Origin of the sequence: Clostridium sp. CAG:265 (assembly GCF_000436575.1) — a bacterium.
GTDB classification, from domain to species: Bacteria; Bacillota; Clostridia; order Clostridiales; family Clostridiaceae; genus Clostridium; species Clostridium lentum.
Genome location: NZ_FR886594.1, coordinates 1 through 21607, shown reverse-complemented (window position 1 = coordinate 21607; position 21607 = coordinate 1). Strand labels below are relative to the sequence as shown.

General features: G+C 29.8%; 20 protein-coding genes and 1 other annotated feature. All 20 genes read left to right on the top strand.

What is annotated here, in order from left to right; genetic code table 11:
* Positions 1 to 120 precede the first annotated feature (120 nt).
* The 20 genes from Q5O29_RS03330 to sigG all read left to right on the top strand — a co-directional run bounded on the left by Q5O29_RS03330 (position 121) and on the right by sigG (position 21549).
* A complete protein-coding gene (locus Q5O29_RS03330; protein ID WP_022211586.1) occupies positions 121 to 609 on the top strand; it encodes a PRC-barrel domain-containing protein in 489 nt (162 codons plus the stop codon).
* Positions 606 to 1634, top strand: a complete 1029-nt coding sequence (locus tag Q5O29_RS03325; RefSeq protein ID WP_022211585.1) for an AI-2E family transporter — start codon at positions 606 to 608, stop codon at positions 1632 to 1634. Before Q5O29_RS03330 ends, Q5O29_RS03325 begins: the two co-directional genes overlap by 4 nt.
* Before the next feature lie 94 nt (positions 1635 to 1728).
* Positions 1729 to 1906 (top strand) — a binding site (T-box leader).
* Positions 1907 to 2057: 151 nt separating this feature from the next.
* Entirely contained in the window at positions 2058 to 4706 is a 2649-nt protein-coding gene (gene alaS, locus Q5O29_RS03320; protein WP_022211584.1) for an alanine--tRNA ligase, read from the top strand.
* Between the two features lie 127 nt (positions 4707 to 4833).
* Positions 4834 to 5091 (top strand): IreB family regulatory phosphoprotein, encoded by a 258-nt coding sequence (locus Q5O29_RS03315; protein ID WP_022167982.1) that lies wholly within the window; start codon positions 4834 to 4836, stop codon positions 5089 to 5091.
* 46 nt (positions 5092 to 5137) lie between these two features.
* Complete coding sequence (ruvX, locus tag Q5O29_RS03310) at positions 5138 to 5557, top strand: Holliday junction resolvase RuvX (RefSeq protein ID WP_022167983.1); 420 nt, start codon at positions 5138 to 5140, stop codon at positions 5555 to 5557.
* Positions 5558 to 5595: 38 nt separating this feature from the next.
* Positions 5596 to 5871 carry a DUF1292 domain-containing protein gene (locus Q5O29_RS03305; protein ID WP_022211582.1) on the top strand — a complete coding sequence of 92 codons (276 nt, stop codon included), beginning with the start codon at positions 5596 to 5598 and terminating at the stop codon, positions 5869 to 5871.
* Positions 5872 to 5894: 23 nt separating this feature from the next.
* Positions 5895 to 6353, top strand: coding sequence for a Fur family transcriptional regulator (locus Q5O29_RS03300; RefSeq protein ID WP_022211581.1), 459 nt, complete (start codon positions 5895 to 5897; stop codon positions 6351 to 6353).
* Positions 6354 to 6428: 75 nt separating this feature from the next.
* Positions 6429 to 8096: a ribonuclease J gene (locus Q5O29_RS03295; RefSeq protein ID WP_022211580.1), complete on the top strand. Its 1668-nt coding sequence runs from the start codon at positions 6429 to 6431 to the stop codon at positions 8094 to 8096.
* Positions 8097 to 8248: 152 nt separating this feature from the next.
* Positions 8249 to 10075, top strand: coding sequence for a translational GTPase TypA (gene typA / locus Q5O29_RS03290; RefSeq protein ID WP_022211579.1), 1827 nt, complete (start codon positions 8249 to 8251; stop codon positions 10073 to 10075).
* Between the two features lie 98 nt (positions 10076 to 10173).
* On the top strand, positions 10174 to 11181 hold the full coding sequence (mltG, locus tag Q5O29_RS03285) for an endolytic transglycosylase MltG (RefSeq protein WP_022211578.1): 1008 nt from the start codon (positions 10174 to 10176) through the stop codon (positions 11179 to 11181).
* A gap of 12 nt (positions 11182 to 11193) precedes the next feature.
* Positions 11194 to 11838 carry an O-methyltransferase gene (locus Q5O29_RS03280; RefSeq protein WP_022211577.1) on the top strand — a complete coding sequence of 215 codons (645 nt, stop codon included), beginning with the start codon at positions 11194 to 11196 and terminating at the stop codon, positions 11836 to 11838.
* Positions 11839 to 11842: 4 nt separating this feature from the next.
* A complete protein-coding gene (locus tag Q5O29_RS03275) occupies positions 11843 to 13087 on the top strand; it encodes a U32 family peptidase (protein ID WP_022211576.1) in 1245 nt (414 codons plus the stop codon).
* Positions 13088 to 13101: 14 nt separating this feature from the next.
* The gene (gene udk, locus Q5O29_RS03270; RefSeq protein WP_022211575.1) at positions 13102 to 13719 is read left to right on the top strand and encodes a uridine kinase; all 618 of its coding nucleotides are present in this window, start codon (positions 13102 to 13104) and stop codon (positions 13717 to 13719) included.
* Between the two features lie 53 nt (positions 13720 to 13772).
* Entirely contained in the window at positions 13773 to 15389 is a 1617-nt protein-coding gene (locus tag Q5O29_RS03265) for a penicillin-binding transpeptidase domain-containing protein (RefSeq protein WP_022211574.1), read from the top strand.
* 71 nt (positions 15390 to 15460) lie between these two features.
* Positions 15461 to 16156: an RNA polymerase sporulation sigma factor SigK gene (gene sigK / locus Q5O29_RS03260; protein ID WP_022211573.1), complete on the top strand. Its 696-nt coding sequence runs from the start codon at positions 15461 to 15463 to the stop codon at positions 16154 to 16156.
* A 97-nt stretch (positions 16157 to 16253) separates the two neighbouring features.
* Positions 16254 to 17309: a type IV pilus twitching motility protein PilT gene (locus tag Q5O29_RS03255; protein ID WP_022211572.1), complete on the top strand. Its 1056-nt coding sequence runs from the start codon at positions 16254 to 16256 to the stop codon at positions 17307 to 17309.
* 581 nt (positions 17310 to 17890) lie between these two features.
* The gene (ftsZ, locus tag Q5O29_RS03250; RefSeq protein WP_022211571.1) at positions 17891 to 19006 is read left to right on the top strand and encodes a cell division protein FtsZ; all 1116 of its coding nucleotides are present in this window, start codon (positions 17891 to 17893) and stop codon (positions 19004 to 19006) included.
* 174 nt (positions 19007 to 19180) lie between these two features.
* A complete protein-coding gene (locus Q5O29_RS03245; protein ID WP_022211570.1) occupies positions 19181 to 19984 on the top strand; it encodes a sigma-E processing peptidase SpoIIGA in 804 nt (267 codons plus the stop codon).
* 8 nt (positions 19985 to 19992) lie between these two features.
* On the top strand, positions 19993 to 20700 hold the full coding sequence (gene sigE, locus Q5O29_RS03240) for an RNA polymerase sporulation sigma factor SigE (protein ID WP_022211569.1): 708 nt from the start codon (positions 19993 to 19995) through the stop codon (positions 20698 to 20700).
* An 81-nt stretch (positions 20701 to 20781) separates the two neighbouring features.
* A complete protein-coding gene (gene sigG, locus Q5O29_RS03235; protein WP_022167998.1) occupies positions 20782 to 21549 on the top strand; it encodes an RNA polymerase sporulation sigma factor SigG in 768 nt (255 codons plus the stop codon).
* Positions 21550 to 21607 lie beyond the last annotated feature (58 nt).

Genomic DNA, 21607 nt, shown 5'->3' with positions numbered 1-21607 from the left:
AAAGTTATAGTTTTTTAAATAAAGTATTTGACATTCTTGTTAAAATAGTAATAATAACCATAGTATTGGCAAATACTATGGTTATTATATTTTACCTTAAAGAATGTAGAGGTGTTTATGATGATAAAAACACGATATTTCAATTTAATGAAGGTATATGATGTCACTGGAAAATATCTAGGTTCAGTGCAGGACATTGCAATAGATTTTTATAGTGGAATGGTTACGGGAGTTATTATAAATAGCTTTAGCATAAATAAGAAAAAAAATTATATAGCCATATCAGATGTTATTTCTTTAGAAAATGTAATAATAGCTAAAAGGGTAAGTGATTTTTCTGGAATGAGATTAAAGGAAATTCAAGCAATAGACATTGTCAATGAGAAAAATGTACTAAAAGGTATACTAGAAGATTTGATAATTGATGAGAGAAACTTTGAAATAAAAGGTATTATAATGTGTTCAGGGATATTTGATCGAATGTTTAGGGGAAAAGAGATTTTGCTTATAAAACATTGTATCTTATGTGAATCATATATTCTTTATAAAGAAAATGAAGGTGTAGTATTTAAGACTTTACCTCATATATTTAGGAGTGTAGATAAATGAGACGAGAAAAAAGAAAAAAAATAATAAAGAATATAGTAATTATAGTAATACTTTTAATATTATTTTTAAGCTATTTATATGTAGAAGGGATAAGAGATGTGGTAAATTTGGTGGTTATATCATTTATTGTTTCGTATACTTTGAAGCCTATAAGAGATTATATTGTGGAAAAGTATAGGCTTTCTATAAGAAAGGCAGCAATGATTATAGTGTTGTTTTGCATAGCGTCTTTTATAGGAATAATGTATTTTATGGTTCCATCATTGCTAAGTGAAAGTAGAAATATAGGGGGGATGTTGGATAATTTAGAGGCATATGCTATTTTAGCGGCAGAAAAATTTGATCTTGATCAAATACCTTTATTTGAAACAGTTTATATTCAAATTGGTGATAAGATTAATACAATACTTTCAAAGGAAGCAACAAGTCTATTTGATAATATTATCGCCATATTAGAAAATTTAATAGGACTTGCAATAGTACCTGTAGCTGCATATTATTTTCTTGCTGATGGTAACGTTTTGTATAATAAAGTATTGCTTATTTTCTCTACGGAAAAACGAATAATTGTTAGAAAAATTAATTCCCACATAGATAGAGTTTTAAGTAGATATATAATAAGTCAGATAATATTATCATTAATAATAGGGGTACTTACATTTATTTTAATGATAAGCCTTAGATTGAAAATGCCATTAGTTTTATCAGTTGTTAATGGACTAGTTAACATAATACCTTATTTCGGACCTATAATAGGTGGGGTGCCTATTGTATTTATTGCTATGACTTCTTCTGTAACAAAAGGGATAATTGCATTAGTAGGAGTATTTATCATTCAACAAGTAGAAGGAGATGTTTTAGCACCTAAGATTACTGGGGATTGTATAAGTATGCATCCAGTAACTATTATATTGCTTTTGATTTTAGGAGAAAAGCTTGCTGGAGTAGCTGGTATGGTTTTATGCGTGCCTATAGCTGTAATAATTAAAGTCATATATGATGATATTAATTATTATTTATTTTAATCATATAATTGACATAATTCTAGAAATGCAATATAATTTTCCTATAAAATAATTGTATAAATTGTTTGGAAAATGTTTATAAAGTTCAAAATATATTAAAGCTATGATAAGGATGAGTAGATATGACTTGAATATATTAGAGAGGAAGTGGATGGTGAAAACTTCTTATTTTTCATATTGAAGCTACCTTGGAGCTTATTTTACTTTAAGTGATGCATATTATTTATGCATAATTAGGGTGGTACCGCGGAAATATTGTTTTCGTCCCTTGCTGTTTATATAGTGAGAGATGAAGACTTTTTTTATTATATAAAATAAAATATAGTTAAAAAATAAAAGTCGAAATTGATAGTTTAGACAAAAATCTTCAAATGGTTTTATCTTAAATTATTAATTATCAATTAATACTGGAGGTAATATTACATGAAATTCATGGGAGCAAATGAATTAAGAGACACATTTACAGGTTTCTTTGAAGAAAAAGGTCACTTAAAAATGGAAAGTTTTCCACTAGTACCTAAGAATGACAATAGTTTATTATTAATAAATGCAGGTATGGCACCATTAAAACCATATTTCACAGGTTTACAAAAACCACCAAGAACTAGAGTTACTACATGTCAAAAGTGTATAAGAACAGGTGATATTGAAAATGTAGGTAAAACTTCAAGACATGGTACATTCTTTGAAATGTTAGGTAACTTCTCATTTGGAGATTATTTTAAAGATGATATAATTCCATGGTCATGGGAATTTGTAACAGAAGTATTAAAACTTCCAAAGGAAAAATTATATGTAACTATATATCTAGAAGATGATGAAGCGTATGATATATGGACTTCTAAAACTGATATAGATCCAAATAGAATATTTAGATTAGGTAAAGATGATAACTTTTGGGAAGTTGGAACAGTTGGTCCATGTGGTCCATGTACTGAAATACATTTTGATAGAGGAGAAGGTTTAGCTCCAGTTATTAATGTTGATGAGTTTGTTGCTGCATCAGATGCTGATAGAATAGTTGAGTTCTGGAACTTAGTATTTATCCAATTCAATAAAGAAGAAGATGGAAGCTATAGTCCATTAAAGAACAAAAATATAGATACAGGTATGGGATTAGAAAGAATTGCAACTATAATGCAAGGTGTTGATAACATATTTGAAATAGATACAGTTAAGAACATATTAAATAAGGTATCAAGTCTTTCTGGTGTTGAATACGGAAAAGATAGCAACTCAGATATTTCATTAAGAATAGTAACAGACCATGTTAAAGCTGTAACTATGCTAATATCTGATGGAGTACAACCAAGTAATGAAGGAAGAGGATATGTTTTAAGAAGACTTCTAAGAAGAGCTGCAAGACATGGAAGATTACTTGGAATAAAAGGATTATTCTTAAAGGAAGTTGTTGATGCTGTTGTTGAAAACTATGGTGGAAACTATCCTGTATTAGTTGAAAATAAAGATTATATCACTAAGATAATCACTTTAGAAGAAGAAAGATTCAATGAAACTATAGACAGTGGAATGAACATATTAAATGGTTATATTGAAGAATTAGAGGCAGAAAAATCAAAAGTATTATCTGGTGAAAAAGCATTTAAATTATATGACACATATGGGTTCCCTATTGAATTAACAGAAGAAATCCTAGAAGAAAAGGGAATGTCTGTTGATAATGACGAATTCAAAAAAGAAATGGAAGCACAAAGAGAAAGAGCAAGAAGTGCAAGAGGAGAAACTTCTTATATGGGAAGTGAAGAAACTCCAATCAATAAAATAAAGGCAGATGTTGAAACAGAGTTTGTAGGATATGGTTCTACTGAAGGAAAAGGTAATATACTAGTACTTGCAACAGATGATGCTTTTGTAGATGAATTAAAATCAGGAGACAAGGGTTATATAGTAATTGATAAGACTGTATTCTATCCTGAAATGGGTGGACAAATCGGTGATAAGGGTATAATTGAAGGAAGAAATGGTAAAGCTTATGTTGTAAACACAAAGAAAAATGTTTCTGGAAAAATTATTCACTATGTTGAAGTTAAAGAAGGAAGCTTTAGTGCTGGTGAAGAAGTTAATTTATTTGTTGAAAAACAAAGAAGAAGCTTTATAGCTAAGAACCATACAGCAACACATATGTTACAAGCTGCCTTAAAAGAAATAGTAGGTTCACATGTTCATCAATCAGGTTCATATGTAGATAATGAAAGATTAAGATTTGACTTTACTCACTTCCAGGCTTTAAGTTCTGAAGAACTTCAAAAAGTTGAAGATTTAGTAAATGAAAAAATCATGGAAGTTGCAAATGTAGAAACTAATCTTATGACTATTGAAGAAGCTAAGGAAAGTGGAGCAACAGCTTTATTTGATGAAAAGTATGGTGATAAGGTAAGAGTTGTAGCAGCAGGGGAATTCTCAAAAGAACTTTGTGGAGGAACTCACGTTTCAAATGTAGGAGAAATAGGATTATTTAAAATTGTAGCTGAAACAGGAGTTGCTGCTGGTATAAGAAGAATTGAAGCTGTAACAGGAATGCAAGCTATTAAATTTATGGAAGAAAAGCAAAGACTTTTAAGAGACGCTTGTGCTGGATTAAAATGTACAGAAAAAGACATATTAAAGAAAATTTCATCACAAAATGCTGAATTAAAAGAAAAAGATAAAGAAATATCAGAACTTAAATCAAAATTAACTTCAGGAGCTGAAGATGATATCTTAAATTCTGCAAAAGATATAAATGGTGTAAAAGCTGTAGCATATGCTTTAGAAGATGTTGATGGAAATGCACTAAGAGATTTAGCAGATAAGATTAGAAATAAGATGGGAAGCGGTGTAGTGGTACTTGTAAGCAAGATGAACGATAAAGTAAATCTTGTGGCAATGTCAACTAAGGATGTTCTTGATAAAGGTGTTCACTGCGGAAAAATCATTAAAGAAGTTGCAGCTGTAGTAGGCGGTGGCGGAGGAGGAAGACCAGACATGGCACAAGCTGGTGGTAAGAATCCGGAAAAAATTAATGAAGCTGTAGAAAATGCATATGAAATAATAGAAAAATTAGTTAAGTAGTATACATTTGAAGGAAAATAGGTTATAATTATTATAAGATAAGTGAATACAAAATATAATAAATGTTGATAATTAAGTATAGGTATTAAACTTCGTAAGGGGGTGAGCTGCTTTGGCAGCAAAGAATATGGATAATAACATTGATAAAACTATGCAGTTCGACTTGAATGTTAATAAAGAGGATATGACAAAAGCCATCTTAAATGATGTATATAATGCATTAAAGGAGAAAGGATATAATCCTATAAATCAATTGGTAGGTTATCTAATTTCCGGAGATCCTTCTTACATTACTAGTTATAACGGAGCAAGAGCTTTATTAAGAAAGCTTGAGAGAGATGAAATTATTGAAGAAGTAATAAAATCTTATTTAGAGATAAAGTAGAAAAGTGCCCGTATTTATCGGGCACTTTTAGTTTAAGGAGTACCATATGAGAATATTAGGGCTAGATGTAGGATCTAAGACAATAGGAGTAGCAATAAGCGATCCTTTAGGATGGACTGCTCAAGGTATAGATACCATAAGAAGAAAGAATAAAGAGCAGGATATAGAATTAGTCCATAAGATATGTAAGGATTATGGCGTTGAAACGATAGTTATAGGGCTTCCTAAAAATATGAATGGAACTATAGGAGAATCTGGAGAGAGAGTTTTAGCATTAGCGGAACTTATCAAGGAAAAAACTAATCTGCCTATAGAAATGTGGGATGAAAGATTAACTACAGTTGCAGCACATAGAGCAATGCTTGAAGCTGATCTTTCGAGAGGAAAGAGAAAGAAGATTGTTGATAAGGTAGCAGCAACGTATATATTACAAGGATATCTTGATAAATTAAGACTAAGCAAATAATGTTTTGTATATAAAATAAAATCTAAGGAGAATTTAATATGAAAAAAGACGATAAAATTATTAAATTATTTGATGAGGAAGGAAATGAAGTAAGTTTTAACGTAGTAGCTTTCTTTGATATAGTAAATCCAGAAACAGATGAAAAAAATGAATATGTAATTGTATATGAAGAAGGATACAGCGAAGATGATACATTTGCATTAAAAGTTATTAATGGAGAAGATGGCGAAGAATTATTAGAAGCAATAGATAATGAAGTAGAGTTAGCAGCGGTACAAGAAGCTTATAACACTATTTTTATAGATGAAGAATAATTAAAATAGAAAGAGGTGTTAGTGTGAGTGCTATCAATATTGATATAGAAGCATTAAAGGAAAGTTTAAAGCAAAAAGGTTACAAGTTAACGCCTCAAAGAAGATCAATTTTAGATATCATAATTGAAAAAGAAGGAATGCATTTAACAGTTGAAGAAATATATGACGAAGTTAAGAAAGTATGTCCTGAAATTGGTTTAGCAACAGTATATAGAACTGTTTTATTGTTTGAGGAACTAAATGTTATTTACAAATTAGATTTAAATGATGGGTGTAGCAGATATGAATTAGTTCATGAAGATGAAGAACATAGGCATCATCATTTAATATGTAATAAATGTAAAAAAGTTATTGAAGTGCAAGATGATCTTCTAGAGGAATTGGAAGAAAGAATTCGAAATACCTATGGCTTTGACATATTAGATCACAGTGTGAAATTTTTTGGAATATGTTCTGAATGTAAAAATAAAGAAGAAAAGTAAGAAGAAAGGTATAACTCAAAAGTGTTGAGAAAAACCCTTTTATATACATATTAAAGAAGAAAAAGGAGGGGACATATGAAAGGAGAAAAAGCCAAGGTTAAGATTATTCCATTAGGAGGACTAAATGAAATAGGAAAGAACATGACTGCTATTGAATATAAGAATGATATAGTTATCATAGATTGCGGTTTGAAATTTCCAGATGAAGATATGTTTGGAATAGATGTTGTTATACCAGATATAACATATTTATTAAAGCATAAAGATAAGGTTTCAGGTATATTCTTAACTCATGGCCATGAAGATCATATAGGTGCGTTACCATATGTTTTAAAACAACTTAATGTACCGGTATATGGTACAAAATTAACTTTAGGAATTGTACAAAGTAAATTAAAAGAACATAATTTATTAAGTACAACTGAGCTTATTACAGTAAAACCAAGAGATGTAGTAAGATTGAATTCTGTATCAGTAGAATTCATTAAAACTAACCACTCAATTGCGGATTCTGTTGCTATAGCAATTCATACTCCATTAGGTGCTGTTCTGCATACAGGAGATTTTAAAGTAGATTATACACCAATTGACGGTGAACCAATGGATTTTGCAAGATTTGCAGAGTTAGGCAAAAAAGGAGTATTATTAATGATGGCAGATTCCACTAATGTAGAAAGGCCAGGATATACTATGTCTGAAAAAATAGTTGGAGAAAGTCTTTGTCGTATTTTTGGTAAGAGTAAAGGAAGAATTATTGTTGCAACATTTGCATCTAATATTCATAGAATACAACAAATAATTGATGCTGCAGCTATGTATGGAAGAAAGGTAGCTGTTTCAGGCAGAAGTATGGAGAATATAGTACAAGTAGCTATAGAGCTTGGGTATATTAAAATCGAAAAAGAAAACTTAGTAAGTATTGATCAAATTAACAAATATAATAATGATGAGATAGTTATTATTACAACAGGAAGTCAAGGAGAGCCTATGTCAGCATTAGCGAGAATGGCTACTTCTGAGCATAGAAAAGTCAATATAGTTTCAGGAGATACAATTATTATTTCAGCTACTCCTATTCCAGGAAATGAAAAATTAGTATCTAGAGTTATTGATCAGTTATTTAAGAAAGGTGCTGAAGTTGTTTATGGTTCTTCAGAAGCGGTACATGTATCAGGGCATGCTTGTCAAGAAGAATTAAAATTAATGCAAACTTTAGTTAGACCAAAGTATTTTATTCCGGTTCATGGAGAATATAGACATCTTAAACAACATGGTGAATTAGCTAATAGTATTGGAGTGCCAAAGTCAAATATATTAATACCTGAAATTGGTGATGTTATTGAAGTTACAAGAAATAGCATTAAGAAGAGTGGTTCTGTAATTTCGGGACAAATATTTGTAGATGGTCTTGGTGTTGGAGATGTTGGAAATATAGTTATTCGAGATAGAAAACATTTATCTCAAGATGGGATATTGACAGTTGTTGTGACGTTATCAAAAGAAAATAAAGCTATAATTGCAGGTCCAGATATTATTTCAAGAGGTTTTGTATATGTAAGAGAATCAGAAAAATTAATGGATGAAGCAAGAGATATAGTTAGAAATGTCTTTGCTAAATGTGAAGAGCAAAAAATAACTGACTGGTCTACTTTAAAATCAACAGTTAGGGATGAACTAAGATCATTCCTATATGAAAAAACTAAGAGAAAGCCTATGATTTTACCAATAATCATGGAAATTTAACACTTAGTTGACAAGAATACTATATGATAGTAAAATATCTAAGAGATTTTAAATTGGGTACTTGTGTATCCAATTTTATTTTTGGGTAAAATATTTATAGGTTTACATAGTAAGAATAAAATTACTGATTTAAATTAATTGGAGGAAAGTAAATGGAATTAGTTACTAGAAATGATATTAGAAATATAGCAATAATAGCCCACGTTGACCATGGTAAGACTACTTTAGTTGATGCTATGTTTAAGGCAAGTCATGTTTTCAGAACAAACGAAAAGATGGATGAGAGAGTAATGGACTCTAACGACTTAGAAAAGGAAAGAGGAATAACAATACTTTCTAAAAATACAGCAGTTATGTACAATGACATAAAGATTAACATTGTTGATACACCAGGACATGCTGATTTCGGTGGAGAAGTTGAACGTGTACTTAAAATGGTTGACTCAGTTTTATTAGTTGTTGATTCATATGAAGGCCCAATGCCACAAACTAAATTCGTTCTTAAGAAGGCATTAGAATTAAAATTAAAACCAATAGTTGTAATAAACAAAATTGATAAGCCAAATGCAAGACCTGAAAATGTTATTGATGAAGTATTTGATTTATTCTTAGAATTAGGAGCAGATGATGAACAATTAGACTTCCCAATAATATATGCATCAGCTAGAGAAGGATTTGCAAGATTTAATGTTGAAGATACGAATGAAGATATGGAACCACTATTTAAAACAATAGTAGACCATGTTGAACCACCTAAAGGTGAAATAGATGGACCTTTCCAAATGTTAGTTACAACATTAGATAGCAGTGAATATGTTGGAAAGATAGCTATAGGTAAGATACATAGAGGTACGGTAAAGAAAAACCAAAGTGTTGCATTGGTAAGACAAGATGGGACTAAATCAAATTATAGAATTACAGCTGTATTTGGATATAATGGATTAAAGAGAGAAGAAGTTGAAGAAGCAGGACTTGGAGATATCATAGCTGTAAGTGGTGTTTTAGATGCTAACATAGGTGAAACTATAGCAGATGCTCAAAATCCAGAAGCTTTACCATTCATCAAGATTGATGAGCCAACTCTGAGCATGAACTTCATGGTTAATGACTCACCTTTCGCTGGTAAAGAAGGTGAATTTGTAACTTCAAGACACTTAAGAGATAGATTAATGAAGGAATTAGAAACTAATGTAAGTTTAAGAGTTAAAGAAATAACTCCAGACTGTTTCGAAGTTTCAGGAAGAGGGGAACTTCACTTATCAGTACTTATTGAAACAATGAGAAGAGAAGGATTTGAATTACAAGTTTCTAAACCATCTGTTATTTTTAAAGAAGAAAATGGTAAGAAGGTTGAACCAATAGAACACTTAACAATTGATGTACCAGAAGAATTCATGGGAGCTGTAATGGAAAAAATGGGTCCTAGAAAAGGTGAGATGGTTAATATGACATCAGCTGTTAATGGATATACAAGACTTGAATTTAGTATTCCAGCAAGAGGACTTATAGGATTTAGAAATGAATTTATGACTGATACAAAAGGTAATGGGATCATGAACCATGTGTTTGAAGGATATGCTCCATATAAAGGAGAGATAGAATCTAGAAGTAGAGGTTCAATAGTATCATTTGAACAAGGGGATGCAATTGCTTATGGATTGTTCAATGCACAAGAAAGAGGAAGATTATTCATAACTCCAGGAACTCCAGTATACCAAGGTATGGTTGTTGGTGAATGTTCAAGAGCTGATGATTTAGATATAAATGTTTGTAAAGGAAAGAAACTTACAAATACTAGAGCTTCAGGATCAGATGATGCAGTTAAGTTAGTTCCAATTACTCCAATGACTTTAGAGCAATCAATAGAATTTATAGGAAATGATGAATTAGTGGAAGTAACTCCAGAAAGCATCAGAATAAGAAAGAGATACTTAGATGCTGCTGAAAGAAAGAGAATGATTAGTAGAGGAAAAAAATAATATCGAAAATCAGCTAAAAAACTTTTAAAATTCATCAATAAGGTTTATAATAGTGAATAGTCATAAGGCTATTCACTAATTATATATAGGGGGTATTTATGAAAAAAAATAAAAGAATTATCAGAGTTGCAAGAATTTTTGTAATAATGATAATCATAATTACCATTTGGCAATGTTTTAAGATAGTAGATACACCACTTAAAATAAACAATGAAGAAATTGTTGAGGTAGCTGAAGGTGATAGTTTTTATGGAATTCTTGATAAATTATCAGAAGAAGGTAAAATAAAAAATAAGTTTTTAGTAAAATTATATTTGAAGATATGTGGAATAAAACCAGAGGTTTTGGAAGGAACATATAAATTAAATAAAAGTATGACATTAAATGAATTTGTCAACCTTTTAACAGATTCAAATAAAGATAAAGTATACATAACTATTCCAGAAGGATATACAATTGATGATATTGCAGAAAAATTAGAGGAAAATAATATATGCAATAGCAAAGAATTTATTGATTCAGTAAAAAATTATGAGTTGCCTAAGTATATAAGCAATAATCCTAATAAAAGATATAACCTTGAAGGATTTTTATTTCCAGATACATATAGTTTTAATAAAAATGAAAATGCAGATTTTATAATAAAGACAATGCTTAATAGATTTGAGAAAGTTTGGCAGGAAATTGTTGAAGATTTAAATATATCAATACCAGAAGAGGAAATTGAAAAAAAAGTTAATGTTGCTTCTATAATTGAAAAAGAAGCAGTAGTTGATAGTGAAAGAAGTTTTATTTCTTCGGTAATATATAACAGAATTGCAATAGGAATGCCTCTTCAAATAGATGCAACAGTGATATATTCGTATGGATATCACATTGAAAAGATGTATGAAAAGTATTTAGAGATTGATTCTCCTTATAACACATACATGTATTATGGACTTCCTATAGGTCCTATTTCAAATCCGGGCAGAGCATCATTAATGGCAGCTTTAAAGCCAAAGGAAACTGATTATCTTTATTATCTTTTAGAAAGTGAAAATACACACTATTTTACTGATAATTATGATGATTTCCTAAGAAGGAAAGAAGAATTAGGATATTAATGGAGGAATATGATGAGTGGAATAACATATGATTATATGGAAGAATATATTAGAAGTTTAATACCAGATAGTACAGGTAAGTTCAATGAGTTGGAAGAGTTTGCTAAGGAAAAAGGCGTTCCTATAGCTCAAAAAGAGACAATAAAGTTTTTAGAATTTATGGTGAGTATGAAAAAGCCCATAAGAATTCTTGAATTAGGAACTGCTATAGGTTATTCTGCCATAAAGATGTATAAAGCAGCAGGTACTTCTCCACATATTACAACTGTGGAGAGAAGTGAAGAAATGATTAAGTTAGCAAAGGAAAATATCAAGAGCTTTAATTTAGAAAGTAAGATAGAAATTAAAGAAGGAGATTGTTTAGAAATTTTAGAATCTTTAGATGAACCATATGATTTAATATTCATGGATGCTGGAAAAGGACATTATAATCACTTTTTACCCCATTGCTTAAGATTATTAAAGGAAGATGGAATAATAATAGCAGATAATGTGTTATTTAGAGGGATGGTTGCAAGTGATGAACTTGTGAAGAGAAGAAAAATTACAATTGTGAAGAGAATGAGAAAATATTTAGAATTAGTTTCAGAAGATGAAAATCTAATTACATCAGTTATTCCTATGGGAGATGGCATAGCTGTAACAAAGAGGAGGTAACTTAATGAGAAAACCGGAAATACTAGCTCCAGCTGGTAATTTAGAAAAATTAAAGATAGCAATCGATTATGGTGCAGATGCTGTATATTTAGGTGGAGCAAAGCTAAATTTAAGAGCATTTTCTAATAACTTTAGCAATGAAGAAATGCTTGAAGGAATCAAGTATTGTCATGATAGAGGAAGAAAAGTATATGTTACTTTAAATGTTTTTGCAAGAAATCATGACTTAAATGGTGCAGAAGAATACATAAAAGGATTATATGAAATTGGTGTAGATGCAGTTCTTGTAGCAGATCCAGCATTAATTGCAATTTGTAAAGAAGCAGCACCAGATCTTGAAATACATTTAAGTACTCAAGCAAATACAGTAAACTGGAAAGCAACAAAGTTTTGGTATGACTTAGGGATAAAAAGAATAGTATTAGCTAGAGAGTTAACTTTTAAAGAAATAAATGAAATTACATCTAAGATTCCAAAAGAATGTGATATTGAAGCATTCGTACATGGATCAATGTGTGTAGCTTATTCAGGAAGATGTTTAATATCTAATTATATGATTAAAAGAGATGCTAACAAAGGAATTTGTGGGAATGTATGTAGATATAAGTATCATTTAGTTGAAGAAACAAGACCAGGTGAATATTATCCAGTGGTAGAAGATGATAATGGTACATATATAATGAATGCAAAGGATTTATGTATGATTCACTATATTCCTGAGCTAGTTAAAAGTGGAATATATTCATTTAAAATAGAAGGAAGAATGAAGAGTGAGTTTTATGTTGCTTCTGTAGTTAAGGCTTATAGGGAAGCATTAGATAGTTACTGGGACAACCCAAGTGCTTATAGATTTAAAGAAGAATGGATGGATATGCTTAAAAAAGTAAGCCATAGACCATATCATACAGGATTCTACTTAGGTATAAACGGTGAACAAAACTATGAAGATTCATCATATGTTAGAGATTATGAAATAGTGGGAATGGTTAAAGAGTATGATGCTGAAACTAAAACTGCTACAATACTTCAAAAAAATAGAGTGTTTGAAGGTGATGAGGTGGAAGTACTTAGACCAGATGTACCTTATTTCAAAATCAAGTTAGAAGATATGTATGATTTAGATAAAAATAAGAAAACGGACGTAGCTAATAGAGCACATATGATGTTTAAGGTAAAGGTAAGTGAGCCATTAAAAGTAAATGATATGCTTGTAAAAGCAAATAATACAATTAATATAAACAATAACTAAGGAGGATCATATAAATGAAAAAGCCTATTTTAATTGGTATTACTGGAGGGACAGGTTCAGGCAAGAGTACCATTGCAGATGCATTATATTCTAATTTTTCAAATGAGCGTATCACAATGATACAACAGGATATGTACTATAAAGATCAAAGTAATTTATCAATGGAAGAAAGAGTTAAAACTAATTATGATCATCCAATGGCTTTTGATAATGATCTCTTAGTAGAACACTTACAAAAACTAATTAAGGGCAAATCAATAGAAAAGCCAAGATATGATTTTACTGTTCATAATAGAGCAAAAGATACTACAACTGTAGAACCAAGGGAAATAATAATTGTTGAAGGTATCTTAATCTTAGAAGATGAAAGAATAAGAAACCTTTTAGATATTAAGGTATATGTGGATACTGATGCAGATATAAGAATATTACGAAGATTAGTAAGGGATATTGATGAAAGAGGAAGAACAGTTGAATCAGTTATAGATCAATATTTAACTATGGTTAGACCAATGCATATGGAGTTTACAGAACCAACTAAAAGATATGCAGATATAATTATTCCAGAAGGTGGACATAATTATGTGGCAATAGATATTTTAATGGCTAAAATTAGAGATATATTAAAATAATTGTATAGAAACCATTTCCAAAGGCTAGAATTTAGCTGAAGGAGATGGTTTTTTTGTTTTTTAAGAAAAGTATAATATATAGAAGCAAGATTATAGCTATAGTATTTTTTGCTTTACTTTTTATGCTTATTTTAAGACTATATTATATTCAAGTACATCCTACAAAGTTAGTGCAAGGAGAACTTAAAAACTATCAAACAGAAATATTTAATGGGAGTAGATATTCGGTATTTGATACCAATGGCGAAAGCTTAGTGAATGATAGTGAAAAATATGTTTTAGTTATTGATTCCAAACCCTTTAGATTAAATAACTATGAGGATACTATTGAAGATTTACTAGCTTTAAATTTTATAATGAAATCAGAATATGGGGACTTTTCCTATACAGATGTTATGAGTTCAAGTGGAAAGTTGTATTATTATCTTACTTACGAAAGCTATGAAAAAATTAATAAATTAAAAAGCATTAAAGGAATTTATACTTATGTATATACTGAAAGAAAGGCTAGTGAAGCAGGTAAGATAGAGGATATAATGGCAACAGTTGAAGAAAGTGAAATTTCTGAAGGTTCATTACAAGAAAAAGTTTATAACTGTATAAAGGATAATAAATATGAAGAAGGTGAATATTCATTAAATGATAAATCTATCTATGAACTTACCAATAAAAGTGATACCTCTGGCAATAAGAATATTCAGCTTACAATAAACAAAGAGTGGAGTGAAAAAATCAAGGATGTATTAAATGATGAAAGTTATAGTTTTTTAGAAAATGTAGGTGTGGTGCTTCTAGAGAGTGATACAGGAAAAATAAGAGCATTGGTGCAAAAGGATGATAAAATGGCTAATGTTGATTTAGCTATAGGTAGCATAGGTTACGAGCCAGGTTCAATATTTAAGATCTTAACAGAAGCTATAGTTCTTGATATGGGACTTACTGATAGCAATGATGTTTATTCTTGTATTGGTTTAATATGCAGTAAAAATGGAGAATCATATGCTCATGGACCATTGAGTGTTGATGAAGCATTGCAGATATCTTGTAATGATATTTTTGCACAATTAGGTACCATGGTGGGATATGATAATATGGTTAGATATACTGAAAAACTAGGATTATATCAAAAAGTATTAGGGTTAAGTGGTAAAAATAAAGATGAGGCAGTAGGTACAAAACCAACTTTAGAAGAAGGAGTTTCCAATTTCTCAATAGGACAATGTGTTACAGTTACACCACTACAAATAGCTGGTGCCATTAATGCTGTGATAAATGATGGAGTATATATTAAGCCATATATAATAGAAAGTATTGTTGATAATGATGGCAATTTAATTTCTGAGGAAGAAAGTGAGAGTAGACGGGTTTTTAGTACAACAACCAGTGAAATAGTACAAAAAAGTATGAGTGATGTCATATGGTTAGGAACAGGTTATGAGGCTAGGGTGGAAGGTATAAATGAAGGTGGTAAAACAGGAACATCAACAGGAGAAGGAGGAGGTACTAATCATGGATGGTTTGCAGGATATTTTGAATATAATGGAGAGAAGTATACTTTAGTTGTTGTGGCACCTAATATAGGAGAAACTCATCCTGATGGTAGAGAGCTGGGAGGAGGAAATACAGGAGCTCCTATATTTAGGGATATAATTAATTCTTTGATAAAATAATTTAGTTATTATAAGCAATATTTTAGTATAGCTTCATATGATATAATAAGCACTATTAGGAGGAACTCTAAGTGATATTATTATCAAATTTCATGGAGTTTTTATGCAGTAATATATTCTTAACAGGATATATATCTGGAAACAATACCTTTCCAAAACCTTTAGATGAAAAAGAAGAGGAAAAATATTTACAGCTTTTAAAAACAGGGGATAAGAAAGCTAAGAGTATATTGATTGAAAGAAATCTTAGATTAGTGGCACATATTGTGAAAAAATATCAAATTCCAAATAAAGATATAGATGAGTTGATTTCTATAGGTACTGTAGGACTTATAAAGGCAATTGATTCATTTGATGTATCAAAAGGAACTAGACTAGCAACTTACGCATCAAGGTGTATAGAAAATGAGATTTTAATGCTTTTTAGAAATAATAAGAAGCAGAAAAGTGAAACTTTCCTGCAGGATCCTATAGGTGTGGATAAGGAAGGTAATGAAATTAGTTTAATAGATGTATTAAGTAGTGAAAAGGATTCAGTTATAGATAAAGTTGAAATGAAGCTACAGATAAAAGCTCTTTACAATAAGATAAATAGTGCTCTTACTGAACGAGAAGGTGAAATTTTAAAAATGAGATATGGTTTAAAGGATGGTAAATGTAAAACACAAAGAGAGATTGCAGGAATGTTAGGAATTTCTAGATCATATGTTTCTAGAATAGAGAAGAAAGCTTTAAAAAAGTTAAAGAAAGAGTTATACCCTAAATAGCATTTTTGTATATTTTTGCTAAAATATGTTGAATTTATAAGATGAATGAAATAAAATAATAGAATAGAATATGTTTTTTACATTAGGAGGAATAATAATGTACTTATTAAAAGATTTATTAATAAAAACAATCGAGCTAGGTGCATCAGATTTACATTTAACTGTTGCGTTACCTCCTACAATTAGGGTTAATGGTAAATTTAATCAAATAGGTAGCGAGAAATTATTGCCTGATTATATAGAGATATTTGCTAAGGAAATATTAAATGATAGCTATGATGAATATGTAGCAAATGGAGAGTTTGATACTTCTTATTCATTACCAGGTATAGGAAGATTCAGAGTAAATGTATTTAAGCAAAGGAATAGTGACGCCATAGCTATAAGAGTAATAGCAGCAAAAGCTCCTACAATAGATGAATTAAAACTTCCTGGCACATTAAAAGAAATTGTGAAGGAACAAAGAGGATTAGTTTTAGTAACTGGACCAACAGGATCAGGGAAGAGTACTACTTTAGCTGCTATGATAAATGAAATCAATAATACAAGACAAGGTCATATAGTAACTTTAGAAGATCCAATAGAATATCTTCATAAGCACAATAAGTGTATAGTAAATCAAAGAGAAATAGGTAAAGATACAAAAAGCTATCAAAGTGCTTTAAGAGCAGTTTTAAGAGAAGATCCTGATGTAATTTTAGTTGGAGAGATGAGAGATTTTGAAACTATATCTGTAGCAATTACAGCAGCAGAAACAGGACATTTAGTATTTTCAACATTGCATACAATTGGAGCAGCAAAGACAATTGATAGGATAATTGATGTTTTTCCACCACATCAACAACAACAAATTAAAATACAATTAGCTTCTGTACTTAAGGCAGTAGTATCCCAACAGTTAGTGGAAACTATTGATGGAAATGGACGTGTACCTTCTATGGAGATAATGGTTACTACTCCAGGAATACAAAATTTAATTAGAGAAGGTAAAACTCAACAAATAGAATCAGCTGTACAAACAGGAAATAAATATGGTATGAGAACCATGGATATGTCTCTTGCTGAACTATGTAAGAGAGGTGTTATTTCTCAAGATACAGCAATGACATATGCAGTTGATGGAGAAACTTTAAAAAGATTATTAATGTTATAACATATGAAAGATGCATTTCGTGCATCTTTTTTTAACGGTTAGAAAAGTATAAAATTTTTTAGTTGTAAATTTAAGTATATCAATGGATTTCAAGATTTAAAACTGTCAAATTAATACTACGAAGTGGCCATGTCCATAGCCATTTTGGTCTTTTAAATTAATCAGCAAATATATATAGAAAGGAAAATTTTGATTTTTGTGGAATAATTATTTATAATAAAAAAATATAGTCAAAGGCATTATAGTATTAAATTTTTAATTTATTTATGGTATTATATATTAGGTATAAAGCGATACTACATAATTACGACAATATAGTAGTAATTATGTAAAGTTTAATAAGTTATAAAAATAATATATTTTACCTATATTTTACAAAAGTTTCGATTTGATTACAAAATTCTAATATAATTAGTATTTTTGCTATTGTTAAATAAGGCAAAAATGTTGTAAAATATAGAATATACTATATTTTATATTGTTATGTATTATATGAAAATTGAGGGATTGTGAGATAATCAAGAGAGTAATATGAGAATATTAAAGTTACAAATAGAGAGATTTTAAAGGAGGAGTTTATTTTGTTAGATTTTGAATTAGATATGCAAGAGTTAACTAATATAAAAGTTATTGGTTGCGGTGGTGGCGGTGGTAATGCCGTTAATAGAATGATTTTAGAAGGCTTAAAGAATGTAGAATTTATTGTGGTGAATACAGATAAGCAAGCTTTATTATTATCTCAAGCTAATACGAAGATTCAAATTGGAGAAAAATTAACAAGAGGATTAGGAGCTGGTGCTAATCCAGAAATAGGTAAGAAAGCAGCTGAAGAAAGTAGAGATGAAATTTCTGAAGCAATTAAAGGTGCAAACATGGTATTCATAACTGCTGGAATGGGCGGTGGAACAGGTACAGGTGCAGCACCAGTAGTAGCTGAAGTAGCAAAATCAATGAACATATTAACAGTAGGTGTAGTAACTAAACCTTTCCCATTTGAAGGAAAGAGAAGAATGAGACATGCTGAAATGGGAATTGAAAATTTAAAGCAAAAAGTTGATACCTTAGTTATAATTCCTAATGAAAGATTATTATCTATGGCTGATAAGAAAACTACTCTTTTAGATTCATTTAGATTAGCTGATGATGTTTTAAGACAAGGTGTTCAAGCTATTTCTGACTTAATTACTATTCCTGGGGTAGTAAATGCCGATTTTGCGGATATTGAAACGGTAATGAAAAACAAAGGTTTAGCTCATATGGGAGTTGGATATGGTAAAGGTGATAACAAAGCACAAGATGCAGTTAGACAAGCTATATCATCACCACTTCTAGAAACATCAATAGATGGTGCAACAGGCGTTATTATTAACTTTACAGGTGGAGTTGATTTAGGAGCTATCGAAGTATATGAAGCTGCAGAAATTGTTAGAGAAGCAGCAGATATGGATGCAAACATAATTTTTGGTGCTGTTATTGATGAAACTTTAAATGATGAAATTAGATTAACAGTAATTGCCACTGGTTTTGAAGATGATAGCGACAAGAGTGTTTTATCAACACCAGAACAAAAGATAGAACATAAGATTGAGCAAACTGTAAAGCTTAAAGAAGAAGTAAATACTGAAAAAATTGATCCATTACTTGATTTAGATAGAGAAAGCGTTAATATACCAAGCTTCTTAAGATCAAGAAAGTAGTATAATAAGAGAAACTGTCACAAAAGTGGCAGTTTTTTTATTGCTTTAAAATATTATGATTTTTTTATGGAGTATATGTAAAAAAAGGTTGAGTAAAATTTTGAATTATCGTATCATTTATGACAAAAAAATTTTTGGTATGAATGTATAATTTAATGCATAGGAGGAGGTTATATGGAAGTATATTTAGATGTTGTGTTTATAGAAAATGCTATTATTGACTTATTCCTAATACTAGTTACTTTACGATTGTTACGATTAAAATATAGAAAAGGTGGAATTTATATTGCGGCCATTATTGGAGGAATATATGGTTTGACACCTATTGTAGATTCAGTAGTTTTGAGTAATGCTTTTTTAAAGGTGATTTTTGCTATAGTTATGATAGTATTATCGCTTAAAGAAAAAGTTTTAAGAAATATATTTAAAGCTACAGTAATGTTTTTTATGCTATCATTTACAATGTGCGGAGTAATGTTTATAAGTTTATTATCATCCAGTACATATACAATATCTGGAGGGATGAATACATCAAATTATTCTATTAGATGGGTCATGATTTCTCTTTTATTTGTAGGGGTTATAGCTATAAGGGTTTATGACACTATTAAAGAACGTGCAGTGATAGATAACTTTATTTATGATATTTATATTAAAAATGATGAAAAAATATTAATGCTTAAAGGATTTTTAGATACAGGAAATGAATTAAGAGAACCAATTACTAATTTACCATGCATTTTAATTGAAGATGAATACTTATTACAGCTTGAATTAAAGAAAGAAGATGAGTATTTTATAAGATATAAGACCATAGATAGTAGTGATATCTTACATGGATTTAGAAGTGACTTTATCAAGATTAAGGGAAAAGATGATTCTGCTTGGAGAGAAATAGATGCGATAGTTTGTGGTTGTAAAACTACATTAAGTAAAGAAAATGATTATCAAGTATTACTATCAAGAGGAATTATTTAGGAGGGTTTATGAGAAAACTGATTTTATTTATAAATAGGATATTTGCTAAGTTGAATATATTTTCAAAGAAGGTATATTATGTAGGAGGAAATGATTCCTTACCTCCACCATTAAAAAAGGACGAGGAAGAAGAATTAGTACAGGAACTTATAAATGGAAAAGAAGGTGTAAGAGATATACTTATAGAAAGAAATCTTAGACTTGTAGTATATATAGCTAGAAAGTTTGAAAATACAGGAGTTGGCGTGGAGGATTTAATTTCTGTAGGAACAATTGGACTAATAAAGGCTGTAAATACTTTTAATCCTGAAAAAAAGATAAAGCTTGCCACATATGCTTCAAGATGTATTGAAAATGAAATTTTGATGTATTTAAGAAGAAATAGTAAAATTAAAGCTGAGGTATCATTTTATGAACCTTTAAATATAGATTGGGATGGTAATGAACTATTATTATCAGATATATTAGGAACAGATAATGATACTGTATACAATTTAATTGAAGATGAAGTAGATAAGCAGTTATTATTTTTAGCTCTTAAAAATTTAAATGAGAGAGAAAAGGAAATTGTTCGCTTAAGATTTGGACTTAATGGCAAGCGAGAAAAGACACAAAAAGAAGTGGCGGATATGTTAGGTATTTCTCAATCATATATTTCTAGATTAGAAAAAAAGATAATAAGTAGACTTAAAAAAGAAATAAATAAGATGATTTAAAATAAATTTAGTATAAAAGAACTTTATGCAGGGAATAATTTTAAATGCAGTATGTTATTACTTCATAAGGAGTTGATGATTTTGATCATTAACAAAGTCGAAATTTGTGGAGTTAATACTTCAAAATTACCTGTAATAAAGGAAAAAAAAGAGTTAATTATTAAGATGAGAGAAGGCGACAAAAAGGCAAGAGAAACTTTTATCCAAGGAAACCTACGATTAGTATTAAGTGTTATTCAAAGATTTAATAACAGGGGAGAAAATGTAGATGACTTATTTCAAGTGGGATGTATAGGCTTAATGAAGGCTATAGATAATTTTGATTTAGAGCAAAATGTAAAATTTTCTACATATGCAGTTCCAATGATAATAGGTGAAATCAGAAGATATCTTAGAGATAATAATGCTATAAGAGTAAGCAGATCATTAAGAGATATTGCTTATAAAGCATTATTAGTAAGAGATCGTTTAGTGAAGGATAATAATCAAGAACCTACTATGTCGCAAATTGCTAAGGAGCTCAATATTCCTAGAGAGGAAGTTGTTTTTGCATTAGATGCAATTCAAGATCCAGTATCTTTGTTTGAACCTATTTATCATGATGGTGGAGATGCTATATATGTAATGGATCAAATTAGTGATTCTAAGAATAGTGATGATAGCTGGCTAGAGAATATATCCATAAGAGAGGCAATGAAAAAGTTAAATAATAGGGAAAAATTAATTTTAACCTTACGTTTTTTTAATGGCAAGACTCAGATGGAAGTAGCAGATGAAATAGGTATTTCACAAGCACAAGTTTCAAGATTGGAGAAAACAGCTCTAAAGCACATGCGTAAATATGTTTAGGACTCGTAAGGGTCCTTTTTTTAAAGTACAGGAAAGTATAAAATTTTCGATGGCTGAA